The sequence below is a fragment of the Pseudomonas sp. A34-9 genome (assembly GCF_029543085.1).
Lineage (GTDB): Bacteria > Pseudomonadota > Gammaproteobacteria > Pseudomonadales > Pseudomonadaceae > Aquipseudomonas.
This window is the reverse complement of the sequence record NZ_CP119967.1, coordinates 4,801,473-4,823,780: the sequence shown is the minus strand read 5'-3', so window position 1 is coordinate 4,823,780 and position 22,308 is coordinate 4,801,473. Positions and strand designations below refer to the sequence as shown.

Here is a 22,308-nt window from a genome sequence, read left to right as displayed (position 1 = left end):
GAGCAAGCTCGCTCCCATAGGGACACGCATTCCAAATGTGTGCGAGCTTGCTCGCGAAGAGTCCCTGACAGACGCTGAAAGATGTCAGGCCCTGATGCTGACCAGACTCAACAACTGCCCATCCTGCACCCCGAACTGCGCCTCCAGTTCAGTGCCGTTGCGCCATTCGGCAGACAAGTCCGTCAACAGCCGCAAGCGTACCTGACCCGCCTCAGTCCACTCCAGCACTTCAGCGTGCTCGAAATAAAAGCGCTTGTGCACAATCGGATACAGCGCCTTGAACAAACTCTCCTTCACCGAAAACGTCAGTGTCACCAGCAATGCCAACTGATCCCGTGGCCCGGCAGCCATGCGTTGCATTTCCGCTGGGGTGAGAATCTCCCCGGCCAGCCGCTCGGCGCGTTCGGGGCTCAGCAGGTTTTCCAGATCCATACCCAGCCCGCGCCAGTGCTGTTTGTTGGCGACAATTGCCGCCGCACGACCGGTGCTGTGGGTGATCGAGCCGCAGATATGTGCCGGCCATATCGGCGCGCGGTCTTCACCAATTGCTGGCACAACGCTGCTGCCTTCCAATTGCTGCAACGCCGCGCGGGCGCAAATCCGCCCGGCGAGGAATTCTGCCTGACGCTTGGCCACCGAGCGCTGAATGCTTGGCGGTGCAACGACGGCGCTGCGCTGAAAATCATCGCCAAGCAGCCGGGCCGGGTCGAAATGGGTACTGAGCAGCACGCTGTCGGGCAACACCGTCGGCAACGGCCAGTGGCTGTCGAGCGCGGTGCAGCAGGCGGGGAGGGCGGGGGTGAGATTCATGGCGGGCATTTTGCCGGTTAGCGCCAACACTGACCAGTGCCCGCCCGTGTAGGAGCTGCCGAAGGCTGCGATCTTTTGACCTTGCTCTTATAAACATCAAGATCAAAAGATCGCAGCCTTCGGCAGCTCCTACAGGGGATCGCGGTTAGCTGAAGATTTTCTGGAAGAACGCTTTCATGTCCGTCCAGGACTTTTCATCCGCCGCTTTGTTGTAGCCAATGTCCGGGCCACCGTGCTCGCCATGGCTCAGGCGATCGGCATCGGGATTGGTGAAGCCATGTTTGGCGCCATCCAGACTGACAAACTTGTAGTCAGCGCCGGCCTTGTCCATTTCTGCCTTGAACGCCGTGACGTTGTCCGGCGTGACCATGCTGTCCAGTGCACCGTGCTCGACCAGAATCTTCGCTTTCACACTGCCGGGAGTCGCCGGGGTCTTGGTCGCCAGCGCACCGTGGAAACTCACCACGCCCGCCAGCGGCTCACCTTGTCGCGCGGCGTTGAGCACCACGCCGCCGCCGAAGCAGTAACCAATGGCGGCGATTCTGTTGACGTCGGTCTGCGGCTGCTGCTTGAGCAAATTCAGTCCGGCCTCAAAGCGCTTGCTGGACGCCGCCGCATCCTGAGTCGCGGCCTGCATGAACGCCATCGCGTCTTTCGGGTGCTCGGTGTTCTTGCCTTCGCCGTACATATCGATCGCCAACGCGCTGTAGCCGAGTGCGGCGAGATCGCGTGCGCGGCGTTTGGCGTAATCGTTCAGGCCCCACCATTCGTGCACCACGACGACACCCGGGCGTTTGCCTTTGATGGCGTCGTCATAGGCGTAGTAGCCGATCAGCTTGGTGCCATCGGCGCTTTGATAGGGGATTTCCTCGGTCTTGATCGCCGCCTGCGTGAGGCTGCTGACGGCCAGCAAGATGAGGGGAAGGAACAGGCGCATGGTCGGATCTCCTGAGAATAAACGGTCAAATCAGCCTAGTTCATTTGGTTCAGGTCGGGTTCAGAGACGGTTCAGGGGCGGTACAGGGGGAGGCCAGTAACCTTGCGTCATACCCAAACAGCAACTGTGAAAGAGGAAATACCCATGACTCGTTTTAACAAACTGCTGCTGGCATTTACCCTGTTAGGCTCCAGCATCGCGGCCAACGCCGACGACACCAGCAACTTTGCCGGCCTGACGTTCGGCCAGACCAGCGACAAGATCGACAAGTCCCACGCACTGAACAACAACCTCGACCATCCGAACGCCACCGGCGCCATCGACGGCAACAACACCTACGGCGTACGCCTCGGTCAGCAAAACAGCCAGGGTCGCTACTACGCCACCTACGACAACGTGTCGGGTTCGCACAATGGCATTAAACTGCGTCAGGAAAACCTGTTGGGCAGCTACGATCTGTTCTACCCGGTGGGCGGCAGCACCAAGCTGTTCGGTGGTGCGACGGCGGGTTTGACCAAGCTGACTCAGGATTCGCCAGGCTACAGCCGCGACAGCGATATCGGGTACGCCGTCGGCGGCCAGTTCGGGGTGTTGCAGCAAGTTTCGCAAAACACCTCGGTCGAACTCGGTTACCGTTATCTGATGAGCAACGCCAGCACCGAAATGAAAGAGAGCGGTGGCAGCAAGCAGGGCTCGTTGGACCTTAACAGCAGCGCCCAGACTTACCTGTCGGCCAACTACAATTTCTAAGGAGTTGCCACCAGGTTCAATGTGGGAGCGAGCCTGCTCGCGAAAGCGCCCGTTCAGTCGATGAGAGGTCGACTGCGCCATCGCCTTCGCGAGCAGGCTCGCTCCCACAGGTGTGTTACTGGAGATTCTGATTTACCCGGGAGAGTGTTATGAAACTGTTGGTCGTCGAAGATGAAGCGCTGTTGCGCCATCACCTGCAAACCCGCCTGACGGAAAGCGGTCACGTGGTCGAGTCCGTGGCCAATGCCGAGGAGGCGCTGTACCAGACCGGACAGTTCAACTTTGACCTGGCGGTGATCGATCTCGGCCTGCCGGGCATGGGCGGTCTCGACCTGATTCGCCAGTTGCGCGCGGCCGGCAAGACCTTCCCGATCCTGATCCTCACCGCGCGCGGCAACTGGCAGGACAAGGTCGAAGGCCTCGCCGCCGGCGCTGACGATTATGTGGTCAAACCGTTCCAGTTCGAAGAACTCGACGCGCGCCTGAACGCCTTGCTGCGCCGCTCCAGCGGATTCACCCAGTCGACCATCGTCGCCGGCCCGCTGCTGCTCGACCTCAATCGCAAACAGGCGAGCCTCGACGAGCAACCGCTGGCGCTGACCGCCTACGAGTACCGCATCCTCGAATACCTGATGCGCCATCACCAGCAAGTGGTGCCCAAGGATCGCTTGATGGAACAGCTCTACCCGGACGACGACGAGCGCGATCCGAATGTCATCGAAGTGCTGGTCGGCCGTCTGCGGCGCAAACTCGAAGGCCCGGCCGGGTTCAAGCCGATCGATACCGTGCGTGGCCTCGGCTATCTGTTCAATGAGCGCTGCACTTGATTCGTTCCCTTCGCGTTCGCTTGATGCTTGCCGCCACCACGTTGGCGGTGTTGTTCATGCTTGCCTTGCTGCCGGCGATGCAGGGCGCGTTCAGCCTGGCGTTGCAGGACTCGATCGAGCAGCGGCTGGCCTCGGACGTCACCACGCTGATCTCCGCCGCGCGGATTGAGAACGGTCGGCTGGTGATGCCCAATCAGTTGCCGGATGAGCGTTTCAACCTCACCGACTTCCGTTTGCTCGGCTACATCTACGACCGCGAAGGGCACCTGGTCTGGCGTTCGAAAGCCACCCAGGAAGAGCAGATCAACTACAAACCGCGTTATGACGGCCTCGGTAACGAGTTCGCGCGGATCCGCGAAACCAACGGGCAAGAATTCTTCGTCTACGACGTTGAAGTCAAACTGCTCGGCGGCAAAAGCGCGGCGTTCAGCATCGTCGCCCTGCAACCGGTGCGCGAGTACGAAACCACCCTTGAAGGCCTGCGTGAAAATCTCTATCTGGGCTTCGGCGCTGCGTTACTCGTGCTGCTGGCGCTGTTGTGGATAGGCCTGACCTGGGGCCTCAAAGCGCTGCGCCGGCTCAGTCAGGAACTCGACGAAATCGAAGGCGGCACCCGTGAAAGCCTCACCGAACAACATCCGCGTGAACTGTTGCGCCTGACCGGCTCGCTCAACCGTTTGCTGCACAGCGAGCGCCAGCAGCGCAGCCGTTATCGCGATTCCCTCGATGACCTTGCGCACAGCCTGAAAACCCCGTTGGCGGTATTGCAAGGCGTCAGTGAGGACATGGCTCAACGTCCCGAAGAACGCGATCAGGCCTGGGTGTTGCAGAGCCAGATCGAACGCATGAGCCAGCAGATCAGCTATCAACTGCAGCGGGCCAGTTTGCGCAAAAGCGGCCTGGTGCGACATCAGGTGCGCTTGCAACCGGTGCTCAAAAGCCTTTGTGACACGCTGGACAAGGTTTACCGCGACAAGCATGTGCGCGTGGCATTCGATCTGCCCGAGCATTGCTACGTGCCGATCGAGCAGGGCGCGTTGCTGGAGATGATGGGCAACTTGCTGGAGAACGCCTATCGCCTGTGTCTGGGCGAAGTGCGCATCAGCGTGCGCGAGACCCTGGCCGGGGTGGAGTTGTGCGTCGAGGACGACGGCCCGGGCGTACCACCGGATCAGCGTGCACGGATTCTCGAACGTGGCGAACGCCTGGATGCCCAGCATCCGGGGCAGGGCATCGGGTTGGCGGTGGTCAAGGACATCATCGAAAGCTACAACGCCAAACTCGCGCTGGGCGATTCGCCGATGGGCGGGGCGGCGTTCAGGATTCACTTTCCTGCGGTGTGATCGGGAGTGCCCTCACCCTAACCCTCCCGAAACGTCGGACCGCCCAGAGGTAGAGGGGACCGACCGAAGTGTCTTGCGAAAATGATCGACCTGAGCGATTTGCAGCGAATATGGATTCAATAGAGAGCTTGCAGGTCGGCGTATTTCTCAAGCATCCCCCAATCAGTCCCCTCTCCCCCCGGGAGAGGGTTAGGGTGAGGGGCTTTTGATTTGGCGCCTCACTGCTCCTGCGCCCGATAAGCCCCCGGCGTCAGCCCCGTCCACTTCTTGAATGCCCGGTGAAACGCCGACGGCTCGGAAAACCCGAGCTGTTCGGCAATCTGTTGCAACGACAGATCCGCCCGCCCCAAGTGATAAATGGCGATATCCCGCCGCAACTGATCCTTCAATTCCTGAAAGCTGCTGCCTTCCTCACGCAAATGCCGGCGCAGGGTTTGCGGGCTGATGTGCAAGTGCGCCGCCACCGCTTCCAGATCCGGCCAGTGTGCCGCGTCGCGACTGAGCAAGCGGCGCAGGCGACTGCTCAGGCTGTCGCCGTCGTCCGGGCGTGAGAGCAGGTCGGCGGGGGAGCGTTCGAGGAAGTGTTTGAGGGTGCGTTCGTCCTGCAACAGCGGCATGTTCAAGTAGCGACTGTGGAACAGCAGGCTGCTCTGGTCGGTGCCGAAGGTCAGCGGGCAGGGGAACAACAAGTCATATTCAGCGCCGTGTACAGGCCTGGGATAGCTGAAAGTCGCCTGTTCGAGGCGAATTCGCTGGCCGATCAGCCAACTCCCCAAGCGATGCCAGATCACCAGCAAACTCTCGCTGAGAAAGTGATCCGGGTCCCACAATTGTGAGTCGTCAAGGCTCAACCGCACCCATTCGTCTTCGCGCGTCAGGCTCAGGCGCGGGGCTTGTGGGAATAGGCTATAAAACAATAAACCGCGTTGCAGTGCTTTCTCCAGATTGCGGCAGTGAATCGAGGCGTGGCACATCATCGCGAAACTGCCGGGCTTGCTTGGGGCGTTGCCGAAACCGAGGTATTCGTCGTCCAGTGCCAGCCACAGGCTCTGAATCAGTTGAGTGAACTGCTCAGGGGCGATGCGCGCACGCGGTTCGTCGAGCAATTGCGGGCTGATGCCCAATTGCAGTAGCAGGCGCGAATAATCGAAACCCACGCGGCGTGCGCCTCCGAGGGCGGCACGGGCGAAATGACTGGCGATGGTGCGTTCGCGCATAAGCGGCAGATCCTTTCTCAGGCGCCGGATGGTAGCCGGCGGCTGGACACGCCTACAAGGCGGATTTCCGCCAAATTGTAGGACGAGAAGCGGCGAGTTGGCGGAAATCCGCCACACTTGAGTAACCGGATGGTGACATCCATTCACCTGTAATCCCTGATATCAAAAGGCTTGCAGCCAATCGCACCAAAGTGGCACGGCGTTTGCGATAAGAGCGACAGAAGCGTGCGTTTATCCCGACCGGAAAGCGCCGTTCCAACAACAAATCCCTCCAGTGCAGGAGGGTTCGCAATTCAGGTTTCGCGGCCAACAGATGGATGTTGTCCCGCGAGGCTCTTGAGGAAACCTGCAATGACGACTCGTCAGCCACTGTACAAATCCCTGTATTTCCAGGTGATCATCGCAATCATCATCGGTATTGCGCTCGGTCATTACTACCCGCAGTTCGGTGTCGCGGTAAAGCCACTGGGTGACGGGTTCATCAAACTGATCAAAATGATCATCGCCCCGATCATCTTCTGCACCGTGGTCAGCGGTATCGCTGGCATGCAGAACATGAAATCGGTCGGCAAGACCGGCGGTTATGCACTCCTGTACTTCGAAATCGTTTCGACCATTGCGCTGCTGGTCGGTCTGGTCGTGGTCAACGTCGTGCAACCGGGCAACGGCATGCACATCGATGTCGCCACTCTCGACGCTTCGAAAGTCGCCTCTTATGTAGCGGCTGGCGCTGACCAAAGCGTTGTCGGCTTCCTGCTCAACGTGATCCCGACCACCATCGTCGGCGCGTTCGCCACCGGTGACATCCTGCAAGTGCTGATGTTCTCGGTGATCTTCGGTTTCGCCCTGCATCGCCTGGGCGCCTACGGCAAGCCGATCCTCGACTTCATCGATCGCTTCGCCCACGTGATGTTCAACATCATCAACATGATCATGAAGCTCGCGCCAATCGGTGCCTTCGGTGCGATGGCCTTCACCATTGGTGCCTACGGTGTCGGCTCGCTGGTGCAGTTGGGTCAACTGATGATCTGCTTCTACATCACTTGCCTGGCGTTCATCCTCATCGTCCTTGGCGGTATCGCCCGCATGCACGGTTTCAGCGTGCTGAAGATGATTCGTTACATCCGTGAAGAGCTGCTGATCGTACTGGGTACTTCCTCGTCGGAATCGGTACTGCCACGCATGCTGATCAAGATGGAGCGTCTGGGCGCGAAGAAATCGGTAGTGGGTCTGGTGATCCCGACCGGTTACTCGTTCAACCTCGACGGCACCGCGATCTACCTGACCATGGCCGCCGTGTTCATCGCTCAGGCCACTGACACGCACATGGACATCACTCACCAGATCACCCTGCTGGTGGTGTTGCTGCTGTCCTCCAAAGGCGCAGCCGGTGTGACCGGTTCGGGCTTCATCGTACTGGCCGCCACGCTGTCGGCGGTAGGTCACCTGCCTGTAGCTGGTCTGGCACTGATCCTCGGTATCGACCGCTTCATGTCCGAAGCCCGCGCACTGACCAACCTGGTGGGTAACGCTGTAGCGACCATCGTGGTTGCCAAGTGGGTGAAAGAGCTGGACACCGATACCCTGCACGCCGAGCTGGCTTCGGGTGGTCGTGGTATTGCTGATACCCGTCCTGAAGACGACCTGGGTGTAGCTGAAGGCCCAACGCCTACCAGCGTCAAGTAACACGCGTTTGAATGAAAGAACCCGCTTCGGCGGGTTTTTTCTTGCCTGCTGTTTGAGCGTAACGGTCACACCTGCTGACAGTTGCGGTGATTGCCCTGCGCCGCATCGCTGCCTAGGCTGAGTGCATCGCCCAAGGAGTTCGCCCATGTCCGCACCGCTGGCCTCACTGAAGATCCTCGATTTCTCGACGTTGCTGCCGGGGCCGTTCGCCTCGCTGTTGCTGGCGGACATGGGCGCCGAGGTGTTGCGCATCGAGTCACCGACGCGCCGGGATCTGCTGCGGGTATTGCCGCCGCATGATGGCGGAGTATCGGCCAGTCACGCCTACCTGAACCGCAACAAACGCAGCCTGGCGCTGGATCTGAAACAGCCTGCAGCCCTGGAGGTGGTCAAGCAACTGCTGGCCGAGTACGACATCGTCCTCGAGCAGTTTCGTCCCGGTGTGATGGCGCGCCTGGGCCTGGGCTATGAAGCGCTGAAGGCGATCAACCCGAAACTGATCTACGTGTCGATCACCGGTTACGGCCAGACCGGGCCGTACAAGGATCGCGCCGGGCATGACATCAACTATCTGGCACTGGCCGGGCTTTCCAGTTACACCGGCCGCGCCGACAGCGGGCCATTGCCGCTGGGCATGCAGGTGGCGGATGTAGCCGGAGGTTCATTACACGGGGTGATCGGGCTGTTGGCGGCAGTGATTGCCCGTCAGCAGACCGGGCAGGGCACGCATCTGGATGTCAGCATGACTGACTGCGCGTTCAGCCTGAATGCCATGGCCGGCGCCGGGTATCTCGCTTGCGGCGAAGAGCCCGCGTGGGAAGACCAGATGCTCAACGGCGGCAGTTTTTACGATTACTACCGTTCCCGCGATGGCCGCTGGATGTCGGTGGGCAGTCTGGAACCGGGGTTCATGCAGCAGCTGTGTACGGCGTTGGGCCGGCCGGAGTTGGCGGCGCAGGGTTTATCCCCAAATCCCGAACAGCAGCGGGCGTTGAAATACGCGCTGACGGTCGAGTTTGAAAAGCATGACTTTGCGCAGCTGTGCGAAATGTTTGCCGGGATCGATGCGTGTGTCGAGCCGGTGTTGAGCCTGGGTGAGGCGGTGCGCCATCCGCAATTGCAGGCGCGGGAACTGGTGACGCAGGTGCCGCGCGGGGATGGCACGACGCAGACGCAGATGGCCTGTCCGTTGAAGTTTTCCGAGGCATTGCCGGCGCCGCGGCATGTCGGCGCGGCGTTGGGGCAGCATACGGATGAAGTGTTGGGCGAGTTGGGGTTCAGTGCTGAGCGAATTGCTGAATTGCGGCGCGCCAAGGCAGTTCTTTAGTGCCTGTACCGACCCTTTCGCGAGCAAGCTCGCTCCCACAGTAGAATGCATTCCAGGGTGGGAGCGAGCTTGCTCGCGAAGAGGCCAGAACAGGCAATAAAGAACTGACTATTAGCTCGTTCCCACGCTCTGCGTGGGAATGCATCCCGTGACGCTCTGCGTCTCAGTGGACGCGGAGCGTCCATGGCGGCGTTCCCACGCGGAGCATGGGAACGATCAGGGAGTCATTCGACGCGCATCTCACCACTGAACACCAAGGTGTTCCGGCAGCGCCGACACAGATACCGCCGCCCCTGGCGCACCAGGCTATGGCGCTGCGCCGAGAACGGAAAATCACTGTCGGCACACGGGCATTTATAGATATAGCGGGTCACGCTGCGCCGCCTGATCTCATAGGTGTGGCAGCGATCCGGCGGCAGTTCGTAAACCCCGCGCATGATCAGTTGCCACTCTTCACCATGCGGCTGAATACGGTCGCCGAACAGCTGATGGGCAATCAGGTGCGCCACTTCATGGGCCACGGTCTGCTTGAGGAAGTGTTCGGTGTTTTCCCGGTATAACTGCGGGTTGAAGCGCAGCAGGTTCTCGTGCAGATGCGCGACACCGGCTTTTTGCCCGCGCAGCTTGAGGCTGACGACAGGGCGTGGGAAGGAACGTTTGAAAAAGGATTCTGCGAGTTGGTAACAGTCTTCGACGCGGGTATTGAGTTGCTCGGGCATGCTTGATGGATCTCCAGAGACGTCGAGTATGCCGCAACGCCCCGGACTTGCGAATCGCCGAGCTGCCGAATGGTCATCCGGCAAACAACAAGGCCGCCTTGCGGCGGCCTCTGTTTGGCCTGTCGAGTCAGTTGGTATAGACGGGACCAACGCCCAGCCCCCAGACAATCACGGTGAACGCCATGATGGCCACCAGCACCACCAGACCCACTGCCAACACCGAGCTGGAAAACAGGAAGCCTTCATCCGACGGAATATTCATGAACGTCGGCAGCCCCACGTACAACAGATACACCGTGTAGCAGATGGCTGCCGTGCCGACGATCATCCCCAGCCACATATGCGGATACAGCGCCGCCAGCCCGCCGACGAACAATGGTGTCGCGGTGTAGGTGGCAAACGCGACGCAACGGGCCAGACTCGGGTTGGCGTCATACGTGCGAGCCATCCAGTGCACGAAGGCGCCCATGACCGCGACGCCACCCAGCATGGCCAGGTATGACATGACCGTCATCCAGATAGCGCTTTCGACGGTGAGCATCACCGGCGCACGATTGCCGATCACCCAGCCGACTTGAGTCGTGCCGATAAACGCCGAGACAGCGGGGATCGCCGCCAGAATCAGCGTGTGGGTGAGGTACATGTGGCTGATGCTTTCCTCTTGGTCGCCACGGATTTCCTTCCATTCCTGATCGGGGTGGGTAAAAAGTCCCACTACGTGATGGATCATGCCAGTCACTCCTCTTGTTATTGCCATCGCCCCCCAACGGAGCGCCTACGGGCCAAGGTGGCCGAGCAAATACAGGTCTTCAGATTGTGTGCGACCTTATGTCGCAGTATAGAAAGGACTTACCCGCACAGGTATTAGGGCCTTAGAGCAAATCGCGCTGTAAACAGGTGGGGTAATCGCAGTTGCATCTGTAGGAGCTGCCGTCAGGATGCTTCGCCGGTGGCAGGTTTTTGCGTAAAATGCCGGCCTTTCGTCACACCTCACGGATTTCGCGTCATGGGCACTCTTACGGTCAACCAGAACAAACTGCAAAAGCGCCTGCGCCGCCTGGCCGGCGAAGCGGTCGCCGATTTCAACATGATTGAAGACGGCGACAAGGTCATGGTCTGCCTGTCCGGGGGCAAGGACAGCTACACCATGCTCGATGTGCTCCTGCACCTGCAGAAGGTTGCCCCGATCAAGTTCGAGATCGTTGCGGTGAACATGGACCAGAAGCAGCCGGGCTTCCCCGAGCACGTGCTGCCGGCCTATTTGAAAGAGCTGGGCGTCGAGTACCACATCGTCGAGAAAGACACCTACTCGGTGGTCAAGGAACTGATTCCGGAAGGCAAGACCACCTGCTCGCTGTGCTCGCGCCTGCGTCGCGGCACGCTGTACACCTTTGCTGATGAAATCGGTGCGACCAAAATGGCCCTCGGTCATCACCGTGACGACATCGTCGAGACGTTCTTCCTCAACATGTTCTTCAACGGCAGCCTCAAGGCGATGCCGCCGAAGCTGCGCGCCGATGACGGTCGCAACGTGGTGATTCGTCCGCTGGCGTACTGCAACGAGAAAGACATTCAGGCGTATTCGGACTTCAAGGCATTCCCGATCATCCCGTGCAACCTCTGCGGTTCGCAGGAAAACCTGCAGCGTCAGGTGGTCAAGGAAATGCTTCAGGATTGGGAACGCAAGACCCCGGGCCGAACCGAAAGCATTTTCCGCAGTCTGCAGAACGTGATCCCGTCGCAACTGGCCGACCGCAACCTGTTCGACTTCACCAGCCTGAAAATCGACGAGACCGCGGCTTCGCGCTTCGTCAACGTCGTCAACCTGTAAACACATTTCAAATGTGGGAGCGAGCCTGCTCGCGAAAGCGGTGCGTCATTCAACTGATTTGTTGACTGATCCTCCCACTTCGCGAGCAGGCTCGCTCCCACATTGGTTTCTTCGCTTCATTCAATAGGAGAGGGCATGCGCGATTACAAGTGGCTGCACGAATACTGTCTGAACCGTTTCGGTTCGGCGGCTGAACTGGAAGCCCATCTGCCCGTTCCCAAGACCCCGGCGCAATTGCGCAAGATCAGCGACGACCGCTACCTCTCGACCATGGCCCTGCGCGTGTTCCGCGCCGGCCTCAAGCACAGTCTGGTCGACGCCAAGTGGCCGGCCTTCGAAGAAGTGTTCTTCAAGTTCGACCCGGAAAAAGTCGTGCTGATGAGCGCCGAACACCTTGAGCGTTTAATGCAGGACGCGCGGATCATCCGTCACCTGGGCAAGCTCAAGAGCGTGCCGCGCAATGCGCAGTTCATTCTGGATGTCGACAAAGACAAGGGCAGTTTCGGTGCGCTGATCGCCGACTGGCCGGTGACCGATATTGTCGGTTTGTGGACCTACCTGAAAAAGCACGGACATCAACTGGGCGGGCTGTCGGCGCCACGGTTTTTGCGCATGGTCGGCAAGGATACGTTTGTGCCGAGTTACGACGTGGTCGCCGCGCTGAACGCACAGAAGATCGTCGACAAGGTGCCGACCAGTCTGCGCGATCTGGCGATTGTGCAGGATGCGTTCAACCAGTGGCATGAGCAGAGCGGCGGACGGGCGATGAGCCAGATTTCGATGATGCTCGCGTACACCGTCAACCATTGAGCCAATCCGATCGTTCCCATGCTCCGCGTGGGAATGCCGCCCGGGACGCTCCGCGTCCCTGAGACGCAGAGCGTCTCTGGATGTATTCCCACGCAGAGCGTGGGAACGATCGAATGTAGGAGCTGCCGAAGGCTGCGATCTTTTTTCTATCAGGCGACGGAAATCTCGCCTTCGCCAGCCAGTTTGCGATTCAACTGATACCGCCACCGCACATACAACAGCGCCGAGCAGAACACCGCCAGGCTCGCGGCCATCTCCAGCACGCCAAACCACTGCCGGTTCGGGTCATACGCCGCCAGTGCGCCCTTGATGAAATACAGATTCACCACAAAACACATCCACGAATGCCCGCGGGCGCTGCCCATGATCATTGCCGGTGCGAGGACAATCCACGGGATCAACTCGACCAGCAGAATCACCCACGGCCGCGCGCCGTGCAGATCGGCGAAGACCAGGTAGTAGGCAGCGAGCAAACCGGCGAGGGCAAAAAAGCTCAGCAGACTGAGCACCCGCATCGCCTTCACCCTCGGCTCAAGCCACTCGACACTCGGCAGAATCTTCGGCTTCTTCGCCATCTCAGCCCACCAGTTTCTGAGCGGTTTTGGCCAGCCGCAGACCCAATGCACGACACAGCGCCACTTCGTGCTGATCGAGGCCTTTTTTACCGTCAGCCCCGGCGTGATGACTGGCACCGTAAGGCGTGCCGCCGCCCTGGGTTTCCAGCAACGCCGATTCGCTGTACGGCAGGCCGGTGATGAGCATGCCGTGGTGCAGCAGTGGCAACATCATCGACAGCAGGGTGGTTTCCTGGCCGCCGTGCAGGCTGGCAGTAGACGTGAACACGCCAGCCGGTTTGCCGACGAGGGCGCCGGTCAGCCAGAGGTTGCTGGTGCCATCGAGGAAGTACTTCAGCGGCGCGGCCATGTTGCCAAAGCGCGTTGGGCTGCCGAGGGCCAAACCCGCGCAGTTCTTCAGGTCATCGAGCGTGGCATACAACGCGCCTTCGTCCGGGATGTCCGGCGACACCGCTTCGCACTCGGTGGAAATGGCTGGCACCGTACGCAAGCGCGCTTCGAAACCCGCCTGTTCGACACCGCGCGCAATTTGCCGGGCCATCTCGTTGGTCGAGCCGTTGCGGCTGTAATACAGCACCAGAATGTAGGGCGCGCTCACGGCAACAACTCCAGCACATTTTCCGGTGGACGACCGATCACGGCTTTGTCGCCGACTTCAAGAATGGGCCGTTCCATCAATTTTGGATGCTGGGCGATGGCGTCGATCAATTGCGCTTCGCTGAGGCTTTCGTCAGCCAGCTGAAGCATTTTGTATTCATCTTCCCCGGTGCGCAGCAACTGGCGCGCGCTGATCCCGAGCTTGCCGAGCAGGGCTTTGATTTGCGCCGCATTCAGCGGGGTTTCGAGGTAACGCACGACGTTCGGGGTCAGGCCGCGGGCTTCAAGAAGCTCCAGTGCGCCGCGGGATTTCGAGCAGCGCGGATTGTGATAAAGCGTCAGATCGGTCATGGCGGGTCGCTTCTGGCGTAAAGTGGCGGCTATTCTAACTGTGCAGCGCGCAATCCAGAACCTTCGGAGGCAATGGGTCGCAGGCGCCTTCAAATTTTCACAAGGAACACGACATGACACGGCGATTGGCAGCGGCATTGACGATAATCGGGGCGTTGATGCTGGGGGGCTGCGGCAATGATTATGGTATTGACCAGAACGGCCAGAAGGTCGCGTCCGAGCGTCTGGATAAACAATGGGTGGTGCTGAACTACTGGGCCGAATGGTGTGGCCCGTGCCGGACCGAGATCCCGGAACTCAACCATTTGGCTGATGAACTGAAGAGCAAGAACGTCGGCGTGTTCGGGGTCAACTTCGACAACGTGCAGGGCGTGGAACTGAAAGACGCCAGCGAAAAACTGGGCATCAAGTTCACCGTGCTGGCGCAGGACCCGGCGGAGCTGTTCGAGCTGCCACGCAGTGAGGCATTGCCGGTGACGTACATCATCGACAACAAGGGCAAGGTGCGTGAACAGTTGATGGGCGAGCAGACGGCGGCGGGGGTGATGGCCAAGCTTGAGGCGCTACAAGCGACAAAGTAACGTCAAAAGCCCTCACCCCAGCCCTCTCCCGGAGGGAGAGGGGGCCGACCGGGGTGTCTGGCGAAGTACATCGACCTGAAAAAACCAGTCGATTATGGATTCACCAAAGCCACATCAAGTCGGTGTATCTCTGGAAGATCCCCCAATCAGTCCCCTCTCCCCCTGGGAGAGGGCTAGGGTGAGGGCATCGGCGGACTAGCCAATCAACCTTCTTCCAGCCACCAGCGCAACGGTTTGCCTTCAGCCGGCCAGAAACGCAGTTGCTCGATCGGCGAGATGTCCCAGCGCTCGACATGCTCCAGCGCCTGCAGGAAACGTTGCTCCTGCTCCATCAGTGCCGGTGCGCAGAGCTTGCGGGTCTTGCCGATTTTGCCGAAGGTCAGCTTGTCACCGTCCAGCGTGTACGGGGCGAACCAATGGTTGCAGCCACCGTTGCCGTAGGCGCGACCATCATCGCCCAGGGTCACGGTCAGATGGCTGTAATCCATCAGTGGCCGTTCACCGATCCACTCCAGAATGTAGCTGCGATTCTGTTGCAGTTGCACAGGCTCTGCGGCACAGCCCGCGAGGCCAACACCGACCAGCGCGATCAGGGCAAGGCGTTTGATCATGCCGACACCTGGCATTTCGGGCACAAGTGCTTGTCGCCGACGGCTTTCCAGCCCAGTTCGGCGATGCGCGCGGTGGCTGCCGGTTTTTCTGCGGTTTTACCGAGTTTGGCGTCTACCGCGAATTCGAAGCTCAGCTCTTTGGCGCAGCTGTCGCAGTTGACCTGCCAGGTGTGGATCGCCAGTTCACCGAACACCGGCCCCGTGGTCATCGCGGTCCATTGGCCCGGCGGATTGATCAGGTGGCGGACGGTTTCAACGGTCAGGCGCATGGACAAGTCCTTGCTGCCTTTGAGGGTGACCAACAGCGCATCACCGATGCGAATCGATCCACCATTGCCGGTGACCTGATAGCGGCCTGGAACGAGGGCGCGGCATTCGGTGAGGGTGTGTTGCGGGTTCATCAGAGTGTAGCGGAAATCGTGTTCGACCATGGGTCCTCCAAATATGCGCGACATGCTAGCACGGGCTTGATTGCAGAATGATGCGCGCGTGCGACCTTCGATCAGGTTCAAATCGACGGAGGCTCATGGCACACTGCCGGCCTCGACTCTGAAGGAACGGAACATGGCGCTGATCGAATGTTATGAATGCAAGAAGAGCATCAGCTCCGAAGCCAACGCGTGCATTCATTGTGGGGCTCCGATGGCGGAGCAAGCAGTACACGCGCAGACCGTAGCCGCGCCTGTTCAGGCTTCAACCATCTCGTTCGGCAGCTTGCCGCGCAACAAGGCAGTGCCGGAGGCGTTTGTTCCTCCCGCACCGCAACCTTTGCCCAAAGTCATGCCGGCCGCCGCACGCCGCCGGCGCCAGCCGCCAACCGAGCAACCGGCTACCGAGCAGGCCAATGCCGACGGCAGTCGTCCGGTGGAAGGCTGGCTGAAGATCATGATCTTCCTGCTGCCAATGTTTTTCGTCTGGTTCCTGCTGCGCTACGGCCACTCGATGAAACAGCGCTTTTTTGGTTTCGGCTGGCTGGCGTTGCTGATTCTGGCGTCTTCGCTTTCACCGAAATAAGCTGAGAAGATCTCAGCCCTCGACCTGGTTCTGCGGCATTCCCGCCGCCCAGGTCGCGATGTTGTGCAAGGTCGTCGCGGCAATTGCACCCAGTGCTTCACGCGTCAGAAAGGCCTGATGCGCGGTAATGATCACGTTGGGAAAAGTCAGCAATCGCGCCAGTACATCGTCCTGCAAGGGCAAGTCGGAGCGGTCCTCGAAAAACAGTTGCGCTTCTTCTTCATAGACATCCAGGCCCAGATAACCGAGTTGGCCGTCCTTCAAGGCGTCAATCAATGCCGGGGTGTCGACCAGACCACCGCGACCGGTATTGATCAGCATGGCGCCGGTTTGCATGTGCGCCAGTGAATCGCGATTGATCAAGTGTTTGCTCTGCTCGTTGAGCGGGCAGTGCAGGCTGATGATCCGCGACTGCGCGAGCAGTTCCGGCAGGCTCAGATAGCGCGCGCCCAATGCCAGCACATCCTGGTTCGGGTAGGGGTCGTAAGCCAGCAGCTCGCAGCCGAAACCGTGCATGATTTTGGCGAAGGTCGCACCGATCTGGCCAGTGCCGATAATCCCCACCGTTTTGCCGACCAGATCGAAACCGGTCAGGCCGTGCAGGCTGAAATCGCCTTCACGGGTGCGGTTATAGGCACGGTGCAAACGACGGTTGAGGGCCAGGATCAGCGCCACGGCATGTTCGGCCACCGCATGCGGCGAGTAGGCCGGTACGCGCACCACGGCCAGACCCAGTCGTTTCGCGGCCGGCAGGTCGACGTGGTTGTAACCCGCCGAGCGCAGGGCAATCAGACGCGTGCCGCCCGCTGCCAACCGCTCAAGTACCGGGGCGCTGAGGTCATCATTGATAAACGCACAGACCACTTCATGGGCGGCGGCCAGCGCTGCCGTATCGAGGCTGAGCCGGGCCGGTTGAAAGTGCAGCTCGACACCCGCCGGGCAAGCGGCGGCGAGGAAGCTGTCGCGGTCGTAGGTCTGGCTGCTGAAAACGAGCGTGCGCATGAAATCCTCCTGGAGCATCGATCCGATTTGAATCACCCGAGCTCACTTTAGCGATGCTGGCGTTGATCGGCATTGCCGTGGATCAGGCGCTGATCTTCGCTTGCGCCGCGAGCCGGTTGATCGCTCGCTCCAGTTCTTCCAGCGCTGCCACTGCCTTGGGGTCATCTTGCTTGAGCAGGGTTTCGCTGCGCTGACAGGCCGCACGCAATTGCGGTACGCCGCAATAACGAGTGGCACCGTGCAAGCGATGGACGCGTTCGATCAATGCATTCTGGTCGCGGTTTTCGCAAGCCGTGCGGATGGCTTCGCGGTCGGCTTCCAGTGAGGCGAGTAACATGTCCGCCGCCAGGTCAGCCTTGCCGGCGGCCAGGCGCAAGCCTTCCTCGTGATCGAGCACCGGCAGTTCATTATTGCCCGCCGCACTGTCGCTGATGCGCTCCGGCGCTTGATTGCGCAAAGCCAGGCCGGTCCATTTCAGCACCACCTGCGCCAGTTGCCGCTCGCTGATCGGCTTGGTCAGGTAGTCATCCATGCCGCTTTGCAGCAGCGCGCGTTTTTCGTTGGCCATGGCGTGGGCGGTGAGGGCGACGATCGGCAGTGGCGTGCAGTGCCGTTCGCTTTCCCACTGGCGAATGGTTTCGGTGCTCTGGCGGCCATCCATGCCCGGCATTTGCACGTCCATCAGCACCAGATCGAAGGATTCGCTCTGCACGGCTTTGACCGCCGCGTAGCCGCTTTCCACGGCGAGCACCTTGGCGCCCATGTCTTCGAGCAGGGTTTGCACCAGCAGCAGATTGGCCGGATTGTCGTCGACGCAAAGCACTTTCGGTGCCCGGCTCGACAGCGGTTCACCCGGCTCATTGCGTGGCTGGCGCGGGTTGACCAGGTCGGACAAGGCCCGGCGCAATTTGCGCGTGCAGGCCGGTTTGGCTTGCAGTTGACTGTGCGGGTTGGGCACCGACAGATGGAACAGCGTCTGTTCGGTGGTCGGGCACAGCACCAGCACTTTGCAGCCGAGGTGTTCGAGGTCCCAGATGTGCTGATTCAAACGCTCGGGGAGCATGTCGTTGCTGGTGATGCCGATGACTGCCAGATCAATCGCCTGATCGGTCTGATGGGCGCCGGTGACGCCGTTGGTCAGGGTTTCGAGGGTGTTGAACGGCGTGACATCGAGGCCACAGTCTTCCAGTTGGTGCTGCAAGGCCTGACGTGCCAGTTCGTGATTTTCCAGCACTGCCACACGGCGCCCGAGCAACGGCGCGGCCGGCATGTCTTCGGCGTCGTCACGGGTTTTCGGCAGGCTCAGGCTGATCCAGAATTCCGAGCCTTCGCCCGGCGTGCTGTCGACGCCGATTTCGCCGCCCATCTGTTCGATCAGGCGTTTGGAAATCACCAGCCCCAGACCGGTGCCACCCGGTTGCCGCGACAGCGAGTTGTCGGCCTGACTGAACGCCTGGAACAAGGCACGTACATCCTGATTCGACAGGCCGATGCCGGTGTCCTGAATGCTGATGCGCAGTTGCACGCTGTCTTCGTGTTCCTCTTCCAGCATCGCGCGGGCGACGATAGTGCCTTCGCGGGTGAACTTGATCGCGTTGCTCACCAGGTTGGTGAGGATCTGCTTCAGACGCAGCGGGTCACCGACCAGCGACAGCGGCGTGTCGCGATAGACCAGACTGACCAGCTCCAACTGCTTGGCGTGCGCGGCCGGGGCAAGGATGGTCAGGGTGTCCTGCAACAGGTCGCGCAGGTTGAACGGAATGTGGTCAAGCACCAGTTTGCCGGCCTCGATTTTCGAGAAGTCGAGGATCTCGTTGATGATCCCCAGCAGGCTGTCGGCGGATTTTTCGATGGTGCCCAGATAATCGAGCTGGCGCGGGGTCAGTTCGCTTTTCTGCAACAGATGGGTGAAACCGAGAATGCCATTGAGCGGTGTGCGGATCTCGTGGCTCATGTTGGCGAGGAATTCGGATTTGATCCGGCTGGCTTCCAGCGCCTCTTTGCGCGCCAGGTCGAGTTCGATGTTCTGGATCTCGATGGTTTCCAGATTCTGGCGCACATCTTCGGTGGCCTGATCGACACTGTGCTGCAGTTCTTCGCGGGCATTTTGCAGGGTGCCGGCCATGCGGTTGATGCCGGAGGCCAGTTCATCCAGCTCCTGACTGCCAAGCGGCGGCAAACGCGTTTCCAGGTGGCCATCCTTGAGTTGCGCGACGGCTTGTTTGATCTGGCTCAGCGGCCGGTTGATGGTGCGGCCCATGCGTAACGCCAGCAATGCCGCGCCCGCCAGGCCGGCGGCAATCAGCAACAGGCTGGCGAACAGGCTGCGATAACCGCGCAGCAGCATGCCGTTGTGGGACAGTTCGAGTTCGACCCAGCCGAGCAAGCGGTCGGATTCTTCCGGGATCAGTTCGCCGGCGAGGTTGCGATGCTTGCCGAACACCGGCATCAGATAACGCGTCGCGTCATTGCCGCTGCGCCGTTGCAATTGCGCGCTGTCGCCGCTGGGCGCCTGATTGAGCATGGTCGGCCCGGCGTGGGCCAGCGGCGAGCGGTCGGGCGCGAGGAAGGTTACCGCGCGCACATCCGGTTGTTCGAGGGACGCAGTGGCGATGCGCTCAAGCAAGTCGCTGTTGCCATGACCCATGGCGGGTGCCACCAGCGGCGCCAGTTGCTCGGCGATCATTTCGCCGCGCTGCATCAATTGGCTCTGCAAGTCGGACTGCTGCGTCCAGGTGAAATAACCGCCCAGCACCAGCGCCATCAGGCTGGTCGGCAACAAGGTCAGCAACAATACGCGACCTTTGATTCCCAGTTTCTTGAGCACGCCTATCTCCTGCATCCCGCTGATCTGTTGACTCATGCGTGCATCCGGCACGCGGCATGGGCGCAGTGTAGCGATTTGCTCGCAGGCAATCTCCGGAAAAATGCACGCGTGGTGGGGCAGGGGCTCGGTGTTCATTTGTCGGTTAGGCCAACCTTGAGTTGCCCGAACCCCGGCAATCTTGAATAATCACTCTCAACTGAGAATTACTTGCAGATACTCATGACTCCTGTTTCCGGCCAGCCGCGCATTCTTTCCATCGAAGACGATCCGGTGCTCGGCGCCTATGTTCACGAACATCTGGGCCGCAGCGGTTTTCAGGTGACCTGGTGCCAGAACGGTCAGGAAGGCCTGAGCATCGCCAGGCGCCAGCCGTTCGATGTGGTGCTGATGGACATCCTGTTGCCAGGCCTGGACGGTTTGAATGTGTTGACGCAATTGCGCCAGAGCCATTCGACACCGGTGCTGCTGATGTCGGCCCTTGGCGCCGAGGCGGATCGTATCAGTGGTTTTCGTCTGGGGGCCGACGACTACTTGCCCAAACCGTTCAGCATGGCCGAGTTGCATGTGCGCATCGAAGCGATTCTGCGCCGGGTTGCCCTGGATCGGCGCCCGGCCGCTCCCGCGGTGCCCGTGGCGGCCGGTACGCTGCGGTTCGATGACGACCAGTGCGATGTGTTTTTCCGCGAGCAACCCGCTGGGCTGACCCGCAGCGAATTCCGTTTGCTGGAAACCCTCAATCGCAATGATGAGGAAGTGCTGAGCAAAGCCTTTCTTTATCAACACGTCTTGCAGCGTGGCTACGCGGCTCACGACCGCAGTCTCGACATGCACATCAGCCAGATCCGTCGCAAACTCAAAGCCATCGGTTACTCCGAGCGGGAAGTGCGGACTGTCTGGGGCAAGGGTTACGTTCTGAGCGCCGCCGATGAAACGCTCTGAACTGCCGGGGCGGCATTCACTGTTCTGGAAACTGGCGTTTCTGCTGGTAGCGTTCTGTCTGCTGATGATCTGGCTGAGCTGGTCGTGGGGACGTTATATGGAGGAGCGCAACCAGTTCCTCTCCGACGAAGCGCGCGGCACCCTGACCCGTTACGCCGCGCAAGCGGAACAGGCGTGGCAGCGGGGCGGGCGCAGCGGGGTCGATGACTGGTTACAGAGTATGGAGTTGCGCGAAGCCAGTTGGGTCGGTGTGATCGGTGGCAACTTGCAGTCGCTGAGCAGTGATCCGCTGAATCAACAGGAAATCCAGCACCTGACGTTCTTGCGCGGTCTCGACTGGCCGATCCACAAACAGAACCGGCCGTGGCTGCGCATACCTTTCCCCAAAGAGCCGTCTGCCGGCAGTCTGGTGATCGAATTGCCCGAGCGATTCCTGCCGGGCAAATATCGCGTGTTCTGGCGCGTTATCACTAACGGCGTGATTCCCGGTCTGTTCACGTTATTGCTGTGCGTCGGTCTCTATCGCCTGCTGGTGGTGCCGCTGAACAACCTGCGCGAACAGGCCAATGCCTGGCGCGCCGATCAATTGAATGTGCGGCTGTCGAGCGGCATCACCCAGCGCCCGGATGAACTCGGTGAGCTGGCGCGGGCATTCGACTCGATGTCCGAGCGCCTGCAATCCACCGTTGCCCTGCAACAGCAATTGCTCCGTGATCTGTCCCACGAATTGCGCACGCCGCTGAGCCGGCTGCGCGTCGCCAGCGAAAGCGAGCAAGATCTGGTGCAGCTACGCGAACGTATCGGTCGCGAAGTCGACGGTATGCAAAGACTGGTCGAAGACACCCTGCAACTGGCTTGGCTCGATACGGACCGCTCGCCATTGCCCGACGAAGCGATTCAGATTCAGGCCTTGTGGGAAATGCTCACCGATAACGCCTGTTATGAAAGCGGCTGGCCGAGTCTGCAATTGCAGTGTTCGGTCGAAGCGTCGTGCTGGGTGCGTGGCAACCTGAATACCCTGGCGCAGGCGCTGGAGAACATTTTGCGCAATGCCATTCGGCATTCGCCACCGGGCGCAATTGTGCGTCTTGATGGCCGGCGCGATGGCGATTTCTGGCATCTGTGGCTAGAAGATCAGGGCGGCGGCGTAGCGGAAGAGGATCTGGAGCGGATCTTCTCACCGTTCACCCGGCTGGATGGCTCGCGGCCCGGGGACGGTGGATTTGGCTTGGGGCTGAGCATCGCGCGCAATGCCGTGCAGCGCCAGGGTGGGAGTATTTGGGCGGAGAACAGCGGGACGGGGTTACGGCTGAATTTGCGTTTGGTGGCTGATGACAGCGTTGCGCCGACTGACGCCCTCGCGAGCAGGCTCGCTCCCACATTGGAACTCGGTTCGCCGCAGATTGTGTGATCAACGCAGATCTTCTGTAGGAATAAGCCTGCTCGCGAAGTAGTCCGCTCGGGCCGCCAATCCTCCGGTTTTGCGGGAGCGCTCGCCTTTTTTTGTGCGACATTTCCCAAGCTGCATCGGCGGTCATTTCAAGCTTCCTGAAG

At 60.3% G+C, this 22,308-nt stretch carries 23 protein-coding genes; 11 read left to right on the top strand and 12 right to left on the bottom strand.

The window, feature by feature from the left end; genetic code table 11:
* Positions 1–84: 84 nt before the first annotated feature.
* Together P3G59_RS21525 and P3G59_RS21520 are read right to left on the bottom strand one after the other, a co-directional pair.
* A complete protein-coding gene (locus P3G59_RS21525) occupies positions 85–810 on the bottom strand; it encodes a 4'-phosphopantetheinyl transferase superfamily protein (RefSeq protein WP_277758876.1) in 726 nt (241 codons plus the stop codon).
* A 145-nt stretch (positions 811–955) separates the two neighbouring features.
* The gene (locus P3G59_RS21520) at positions 956–1,747 is read right to left on the bottom strand and encodes a dienelactone hydrolase family protein (RefSeq protein WP_277758875.1); all 792 of its coding nucleotides are present in this window, start codon (positions 1,745–1,747) and stop codon (positions 956–958) included.
* Positions 1,748–1,891: 144 nt separating this feature from the next.
* Here P3G59_RS21520 and P3G59_RS21515 point away from each other — a divergent pair, with 144 nt between their 5' ends.
* From P3G59_RS21515 to P3G59_RS21505, 3 genes are all read left to right on the top strand, one after another.
* Positions 1,892–2,497 carry a hypothetical protein gene (locus P3G59_RS21515; protein WP_123453372.1) on the top strand — a complete coding sequence of 202 codons (606 nt, stop codon included), beginning with the start codon at positions 1,892–1,894 and terminating at the stop codon, positions 2,495–2,497.
* 149 nt (positions 2,498–2,646) lie between these two features.
* Positions 2,647–3,324 (top strand): response regulator transcription factor, encoded by a 678-nt coding sequence (locus tag P3G59_RS21510; RefSeq protein WP_093442145.1) that lies wholly within the window; start codon positions 2,647–2,649, stop codon positions 3,322–3,324.
* Positions 3,321–4,667, top strand: coding sequence for an ATP-binding protein (locus P3G59_RS21505; RefSeq protein WP_095123046.1), 1,347 nt, complete (start codon positions 3,321–3,323; stop codon positions 4,665–4,667). Before P3G59_RS21510 ends, P3G59_RS21505 begins: the two co-directional genes overlap by 4 nt.
* A gap of 218 nt (positions 4,668–4,885) precedes the next feature.
* Here the strand turns inward: P3G59_RS21505 and P3G59_RS21500 are convergent, their stop codons facing one another.
* The gene (locus P3G59_RS21500) at positions 4,886–5,884 is read right to left on the bottom strand and encodes an AraC family transcriptional regulator (protein WP_277758874.1); all 999 of its coding nucleotides are present in this window, start codon (positions 5,882–5,884) and stop codon (positions 4,886–4,888) included.
* Between the two features lie 351 nt (positions 5,885–6,235).
* On the opposite strand from P3G59_RS21500, the gene P3G59_RS21495 reads away from it, so the two are divergent.
* Entirely contained in the window at positions 6,236–7,570 is a 1,335-nt protein-coding gene (locus tag P3G59_RS21495) for a dicarboxylate/amino acid:cation symporter (RefSeq protein ID WP_277758873.1), read from the top strand.
* A 145-nt stretch (positions 7,571–7,715) separates the two neighbouring features.
* On the top strand, positions 7,716–8,897 hold the full coding sequence (locus P3G59_RS21490; RefSeq protein WP_277758872.1) for a CaiB/BaiF CoA-transferase family protein: 1,182 nt from the start codon (positions 7,716–7,718) through the stop codon (positions 8,895–8,897).
* 224 nt (positions 8,898–9,121) lie between these two features.
* Here the strand turns inward: P3G59_RS21490 and P3G59_RS21485 are convergent, their stop codons facing one another.
* Together P3G59_RS21485 and P3G59_RS21480 are read right to left on the bottom strand one after the other, a co-directional pair.
* Positions 9,122–9,616, bottom strand: coding sequence for a SprT family zinc-dependent metalloprotease (locus P3G59_RS21485; RefSeq protein ID WP_277758871.1), 495 nt, complete (start codon positions 9,614–9,616; stop codon positions 9,122–9,124).
* Between the two features lie 127 nt (positions 9,617–9,743).
* A complete protein-coding gene (locus tag P3G59_RS21480) occupies positions 9,744–10,346 on the bottom strand; it encodes a Yip1 family protein (RefSeq protein ID WP_007917515.1) in 603 nt (200 codons plus the stop codon).
* Between the two features lie 276 nt (positions 10,347–10,622).
* Here P3G59_RS21480 and ttcA point away from each other — a divergent pair, with 276 nt between their 5' ends.
* Both ttcA and P3G59_RS21470 read left to right on the top strand, forming a co-directional pair.
* Positions 10,623–11,447, top strand: coding sequence for a tRNA 2-thiocytidine(32) synthetase TtcA (ttcA, locus tag P3G59_RS21475; protein WP_123453360.1), 825 nt, complete (start codon positions 10,623–10,625; stop codon positions 11,445–11,447).
* A gap of 135 nt (positions 11,448–11,582) precedes the next feature.
* The gene (locus tag P3G59_RS21470) at positions 11,583–12,257 is read left to right on the top strand and encodes a DNA-3-methyladenine glycosylase I (protein ID WP_277758870.1); all 675 of its coding nucleotides are present in this window, start codon (positions 11,583–11,585) and stop codon (positions 12,255–12,257) included.
* A 149-nt stretch (positions 12,258–12,406) separates the two neighbouring features.
* Here the strand turns inward: P3G59_RS21470 and P3G59_RS21465 are convergent, their stop codons facing one another.
* Genes P3G59_RS21465 through arsC form a run of 3 tightly spaced genes read right to left on the bottom strand, consistent with a single transcriptional unit; the run spans position 12,407 to position 13,780 of the window.
* The gene (locus tag P3G59_RS21465) at positions 12,407–12,832 is read right to left on the bottom strand and encodes a DUF2069 domain-containing protein (RefSeq protein WP_277758869.1); all 426 of its coding nucleotides are present in this window, start codon (positions 12,830–12,832) and stop codon (positions 12,407–12,409) included.
* A gap of 1 nt (position 12,833) precedes the next feature.
* The gene (gene wrbA, locus P3G59_RS21460; RefSeq protein ID WP_277758868.1) at positions 12,834–13,430 is read right to left on the bottom strand and encodes an NAD(P)H:quinone oxidoreductase; all 597 of its coding nucleotides are present in this window, start codon (positions 13,428–13,430) and stop codon (positions 12,834–12,836) included.
* Positions 13,427–13,780, bottom strand: a complete 354-nt coding sequence (arsC, locus tag P3G59_RS21455) for an arsenate reductase (glutaredoxin) (protein ID WP_007968707.1) — start codon at positions 13,778–13,780, stop codon at positions 13,427–13,429. The genes wrbA and arsC overlap by 4 nt, the downstream gene beginning before the upstream one ends.
* 113 nt (positions 13,781–13,893) lie before the next feature.
* Between arsC and P3G59_RS21450 the strand changes: the two genes are divergently transcribed.
* Entirely contained in the window at positions 13,894–14,361 is a 468-nt protein-coding gene (locus tag P3G59_RS21450; protein ID WP_007917494.1) for a TlpA disulfide reductase family protein, read from the top strand.
* A gap of 203 nt (positions 14,362–14,564) precedes the next feature.
* Here the strand turns inward: P3G59_RS21450 and P3G59_RS21445 are convergent, their stop codons facing one another.
* Both P3G59_RS21445 and P3G59_RS21440 read right to left on the bottom strand, forming a co-directional pair.
* Entirely contained in the window at positions 14,565–14,969 is a 405-nt protein-coding gene (locus P3G59_RS21445) for an META domain-containing protein (protein WP_277762188.1), read from the bottom strand.
* Positions 14,969–15,403 carry a hypothetical protein gene (locus tag P3G59_RS21440; protein ID WP_007917492.1) on the bottom strand — a complete coding sequence of 145 codons (435 nt, stop codon included), beginning with the start codon at positions 15,401–15,403 and terminating at the stop codon, positions 14,969–14,971. Before P3G59_RS21440 ends, P3G59_RS21445 begins: the two co-directional genes overlap by 1 nt.
* A 133-nt stretch (positions 15,404–15,536) precedes the next feature.
* Between P3G59_RS21440 and P3G59_RS21435 the strand changes: the two genes are divergently transcribed.
* Complete coding sequence (locus tag P3G59_RS21435) at positions 15,537–15,986, top strand: hypothetical protein (RefSeq protein ID WP_277758867.1); 450 nt, start codon at positions 15,537–15,539, stop codon at positions 15,984–15,986.
* Positions 15,987–15,998: 12 nt separating this feature from the next.
* Here P3G59_RS21435 and P3G59_RS21430 read toward each other — a convergent pair whose 3' ends face one another.
* On the bottom strand, positions 15,999–16,988 hold the full coding sequence (locus tag P3G59_RS21430) for a 2-hydroxyacid dehydrogenase (RefSeq protein WP_277758866.1): 990 nt from the start codon (positions 16,986–16,988) through the stop codon (positions 15,999–16,001).
* Between the two features lie 82 nt (positions 16,989–17,070).
* The gene (locus P3G59_RS21425; RefSeq protein ID WP_277762187.1) at positions 17,071–19,815 is read right to left on the bottom strand and encodes a response regulator; all 2,745 of its coding nucleotides are present in this window, start codon (positions 19,813–19,815) and stop codon (positions 17,071–17,073) included.
* Positions 19,816–20,034: 219 nt separating this feature from the next.
* Here P3G59_RS21425 and P3G59_RS21420 point away from each other — a divergent pair, with 219 nt between their 5' ends.
* A complete protein-coding gene (locus P3G59_RS21420) occupies positions 20,035–20,754 on the top strand; it encodes a response regulator transcription factor (protein WP_277758865.1) in 720 nt (239 codons plus the stop codon).
* Positions 20,741–22,165, top strand: a complete 1,425-nt coding sequence (locus P3G59_RS21415) for a sensor histidine kinase (RefSeq protein ID WP_277758864.1) — start codon at positions 20,741–20,743, stop codon at positions 22,163–22,165. The genes P3G59_RS21420 and P3G59_RS21415 overlap by 14 nt, the downstream gene beginning before the upstream one ends.
* The last annotated feature ends 143 nt before the right edge of the window (positions 22,166–22,308 follow it).

Bases quoted from the DNA above. Each gene is read 5' to 3' on its own strand.
- P3G59_RS21525 (WP_277758876.1), bottom strand. From the start codon at position 810: ATGAATCTCACCCCCGCCCTCCCCGCCTGCTGCACCGCGCTCGACAGC.
- P3G59_RS21520 (WP_277758875.1), bottom strand. From the start codon at position 1,747: ATGCGCCTGTTCCTTCCCCTCATCTTGCTGGCCGTCAGCAGCCTCACG.
- P3G59_RS21515 (WP_123453372.1), top strand. From the start codon at position 1,892: ATGACTCGTTTTAACAAACTGCTGCTGGCATTTACCCTGTTAGGCTCC.
- P3G59_RS21510 (WP_093442145.1), top strand. From the start codon at position 2,647: ATGAAACTGTTGGTCGTCGAAGATGAAGCGCTGTTGCGCCATCACCTG.
- P3G59_RS21500 (WP_277758874.1), bottom strand. From the start codon at position 5,884: ATGCGCGAACGCACCATCGCCAGTCATTTCGCCCGTGCCGCCCTCGGA.
- P3G59_RS21495 (WP_277758873.1), top strand. From the start codon at position 6,236: ATGACGACTCGTCAGCCACTGTACAAATCCCTGTATTTCCAGGTGATC.
- P3G59_RS21490 (WP_277758872.1), top strand. From the start codon at position 7,716: ATGTCCGCACCGCTGGCCTCACTGAAGATCCTCGATTTCTCGACGTTG.
- P3G59_RS21485 (WP_277758871.1), bottom strand. From the start codon at position 9,616: ATGCCCGAGCAACTCAATACCCGCGTCGAAGACTGTTACCAACTCGCA.
- P3G59_RS21480 (WP_007917515.1), bottom strand. From the start codon at position 10,346: ATGATCCATCACGTAGTGGGACTTTTTACCCACCCCGATCAGGAATGG.
- ttcA (WP_123453360.1), top strand. From the start codon at position 10,623: ATGGGCACTCTTACGGTCAACCAGAACAAACTGCAAAAGCGCCTGCGC.
- P3G59_RS21470 (WP_277758870.1), top strand. From the start codon at position 11,583: ATGCGCGATTACAAGTGGCTGCACGAATACTGTCTGAACCGTTTCGGT.
- P3G59_RS21465 (WP_277758869.1), bottom strand. From the start codon at position 12,832: ATGGCGAAGAAGCCGAAGATTCTGCCGAGTGTCGAGTGGCTTGAGCCG.
- arsC (WP_007968707.1), bottom strand. From the start codon at position 13,780: ATGACCGATCTGACGCTTTATCACAATCCGCGCTGCTCGAAATCCCGC.
- P3G59_RS21450 (WP_007917494.1), top strand. From the start codon at position 13,894: ATGACACGGCGATTGGCAGCGGCATTGACGATAATCGGGGCGTTGATG.
- P3G59_RS21440 (WP_007917492.1), bottom strand. From the start codon at position 15,403: ATGGTCGAACACGATTTCCGCTACACTCTGATGAACCCGCAACACACC.
- P3G59_RS21435 (WP_277758867.1), top strand. From the start codon at position 15,537: ATGGCGCTGATCGAATGTTATGAATGCAAGAAGAGCATCAGCTCCGAA.
- P3G59_RS21430 (WP_277758866.1), bottom strand. From the start codon at position 16,988: ATGCGCACGCTCGTTTTCAGCAGCCAGACCTACGACCGCGACAGCTTC.
- P3G59_RS21420 (WP_277758865.1), top strand. From the start codon at position 20,035: ATGACTCCTGTTTCCGGCCAGCCGCGCATTCTTTCCATCGAAGACGAT.
- P3G59_RS21415 (WP_277758864.1), top strand. From the start codon at position 20,741: ATGAAACGCTCTGAACTGCCGGGGCGGCATTCACTGTTCTGGAAACTG.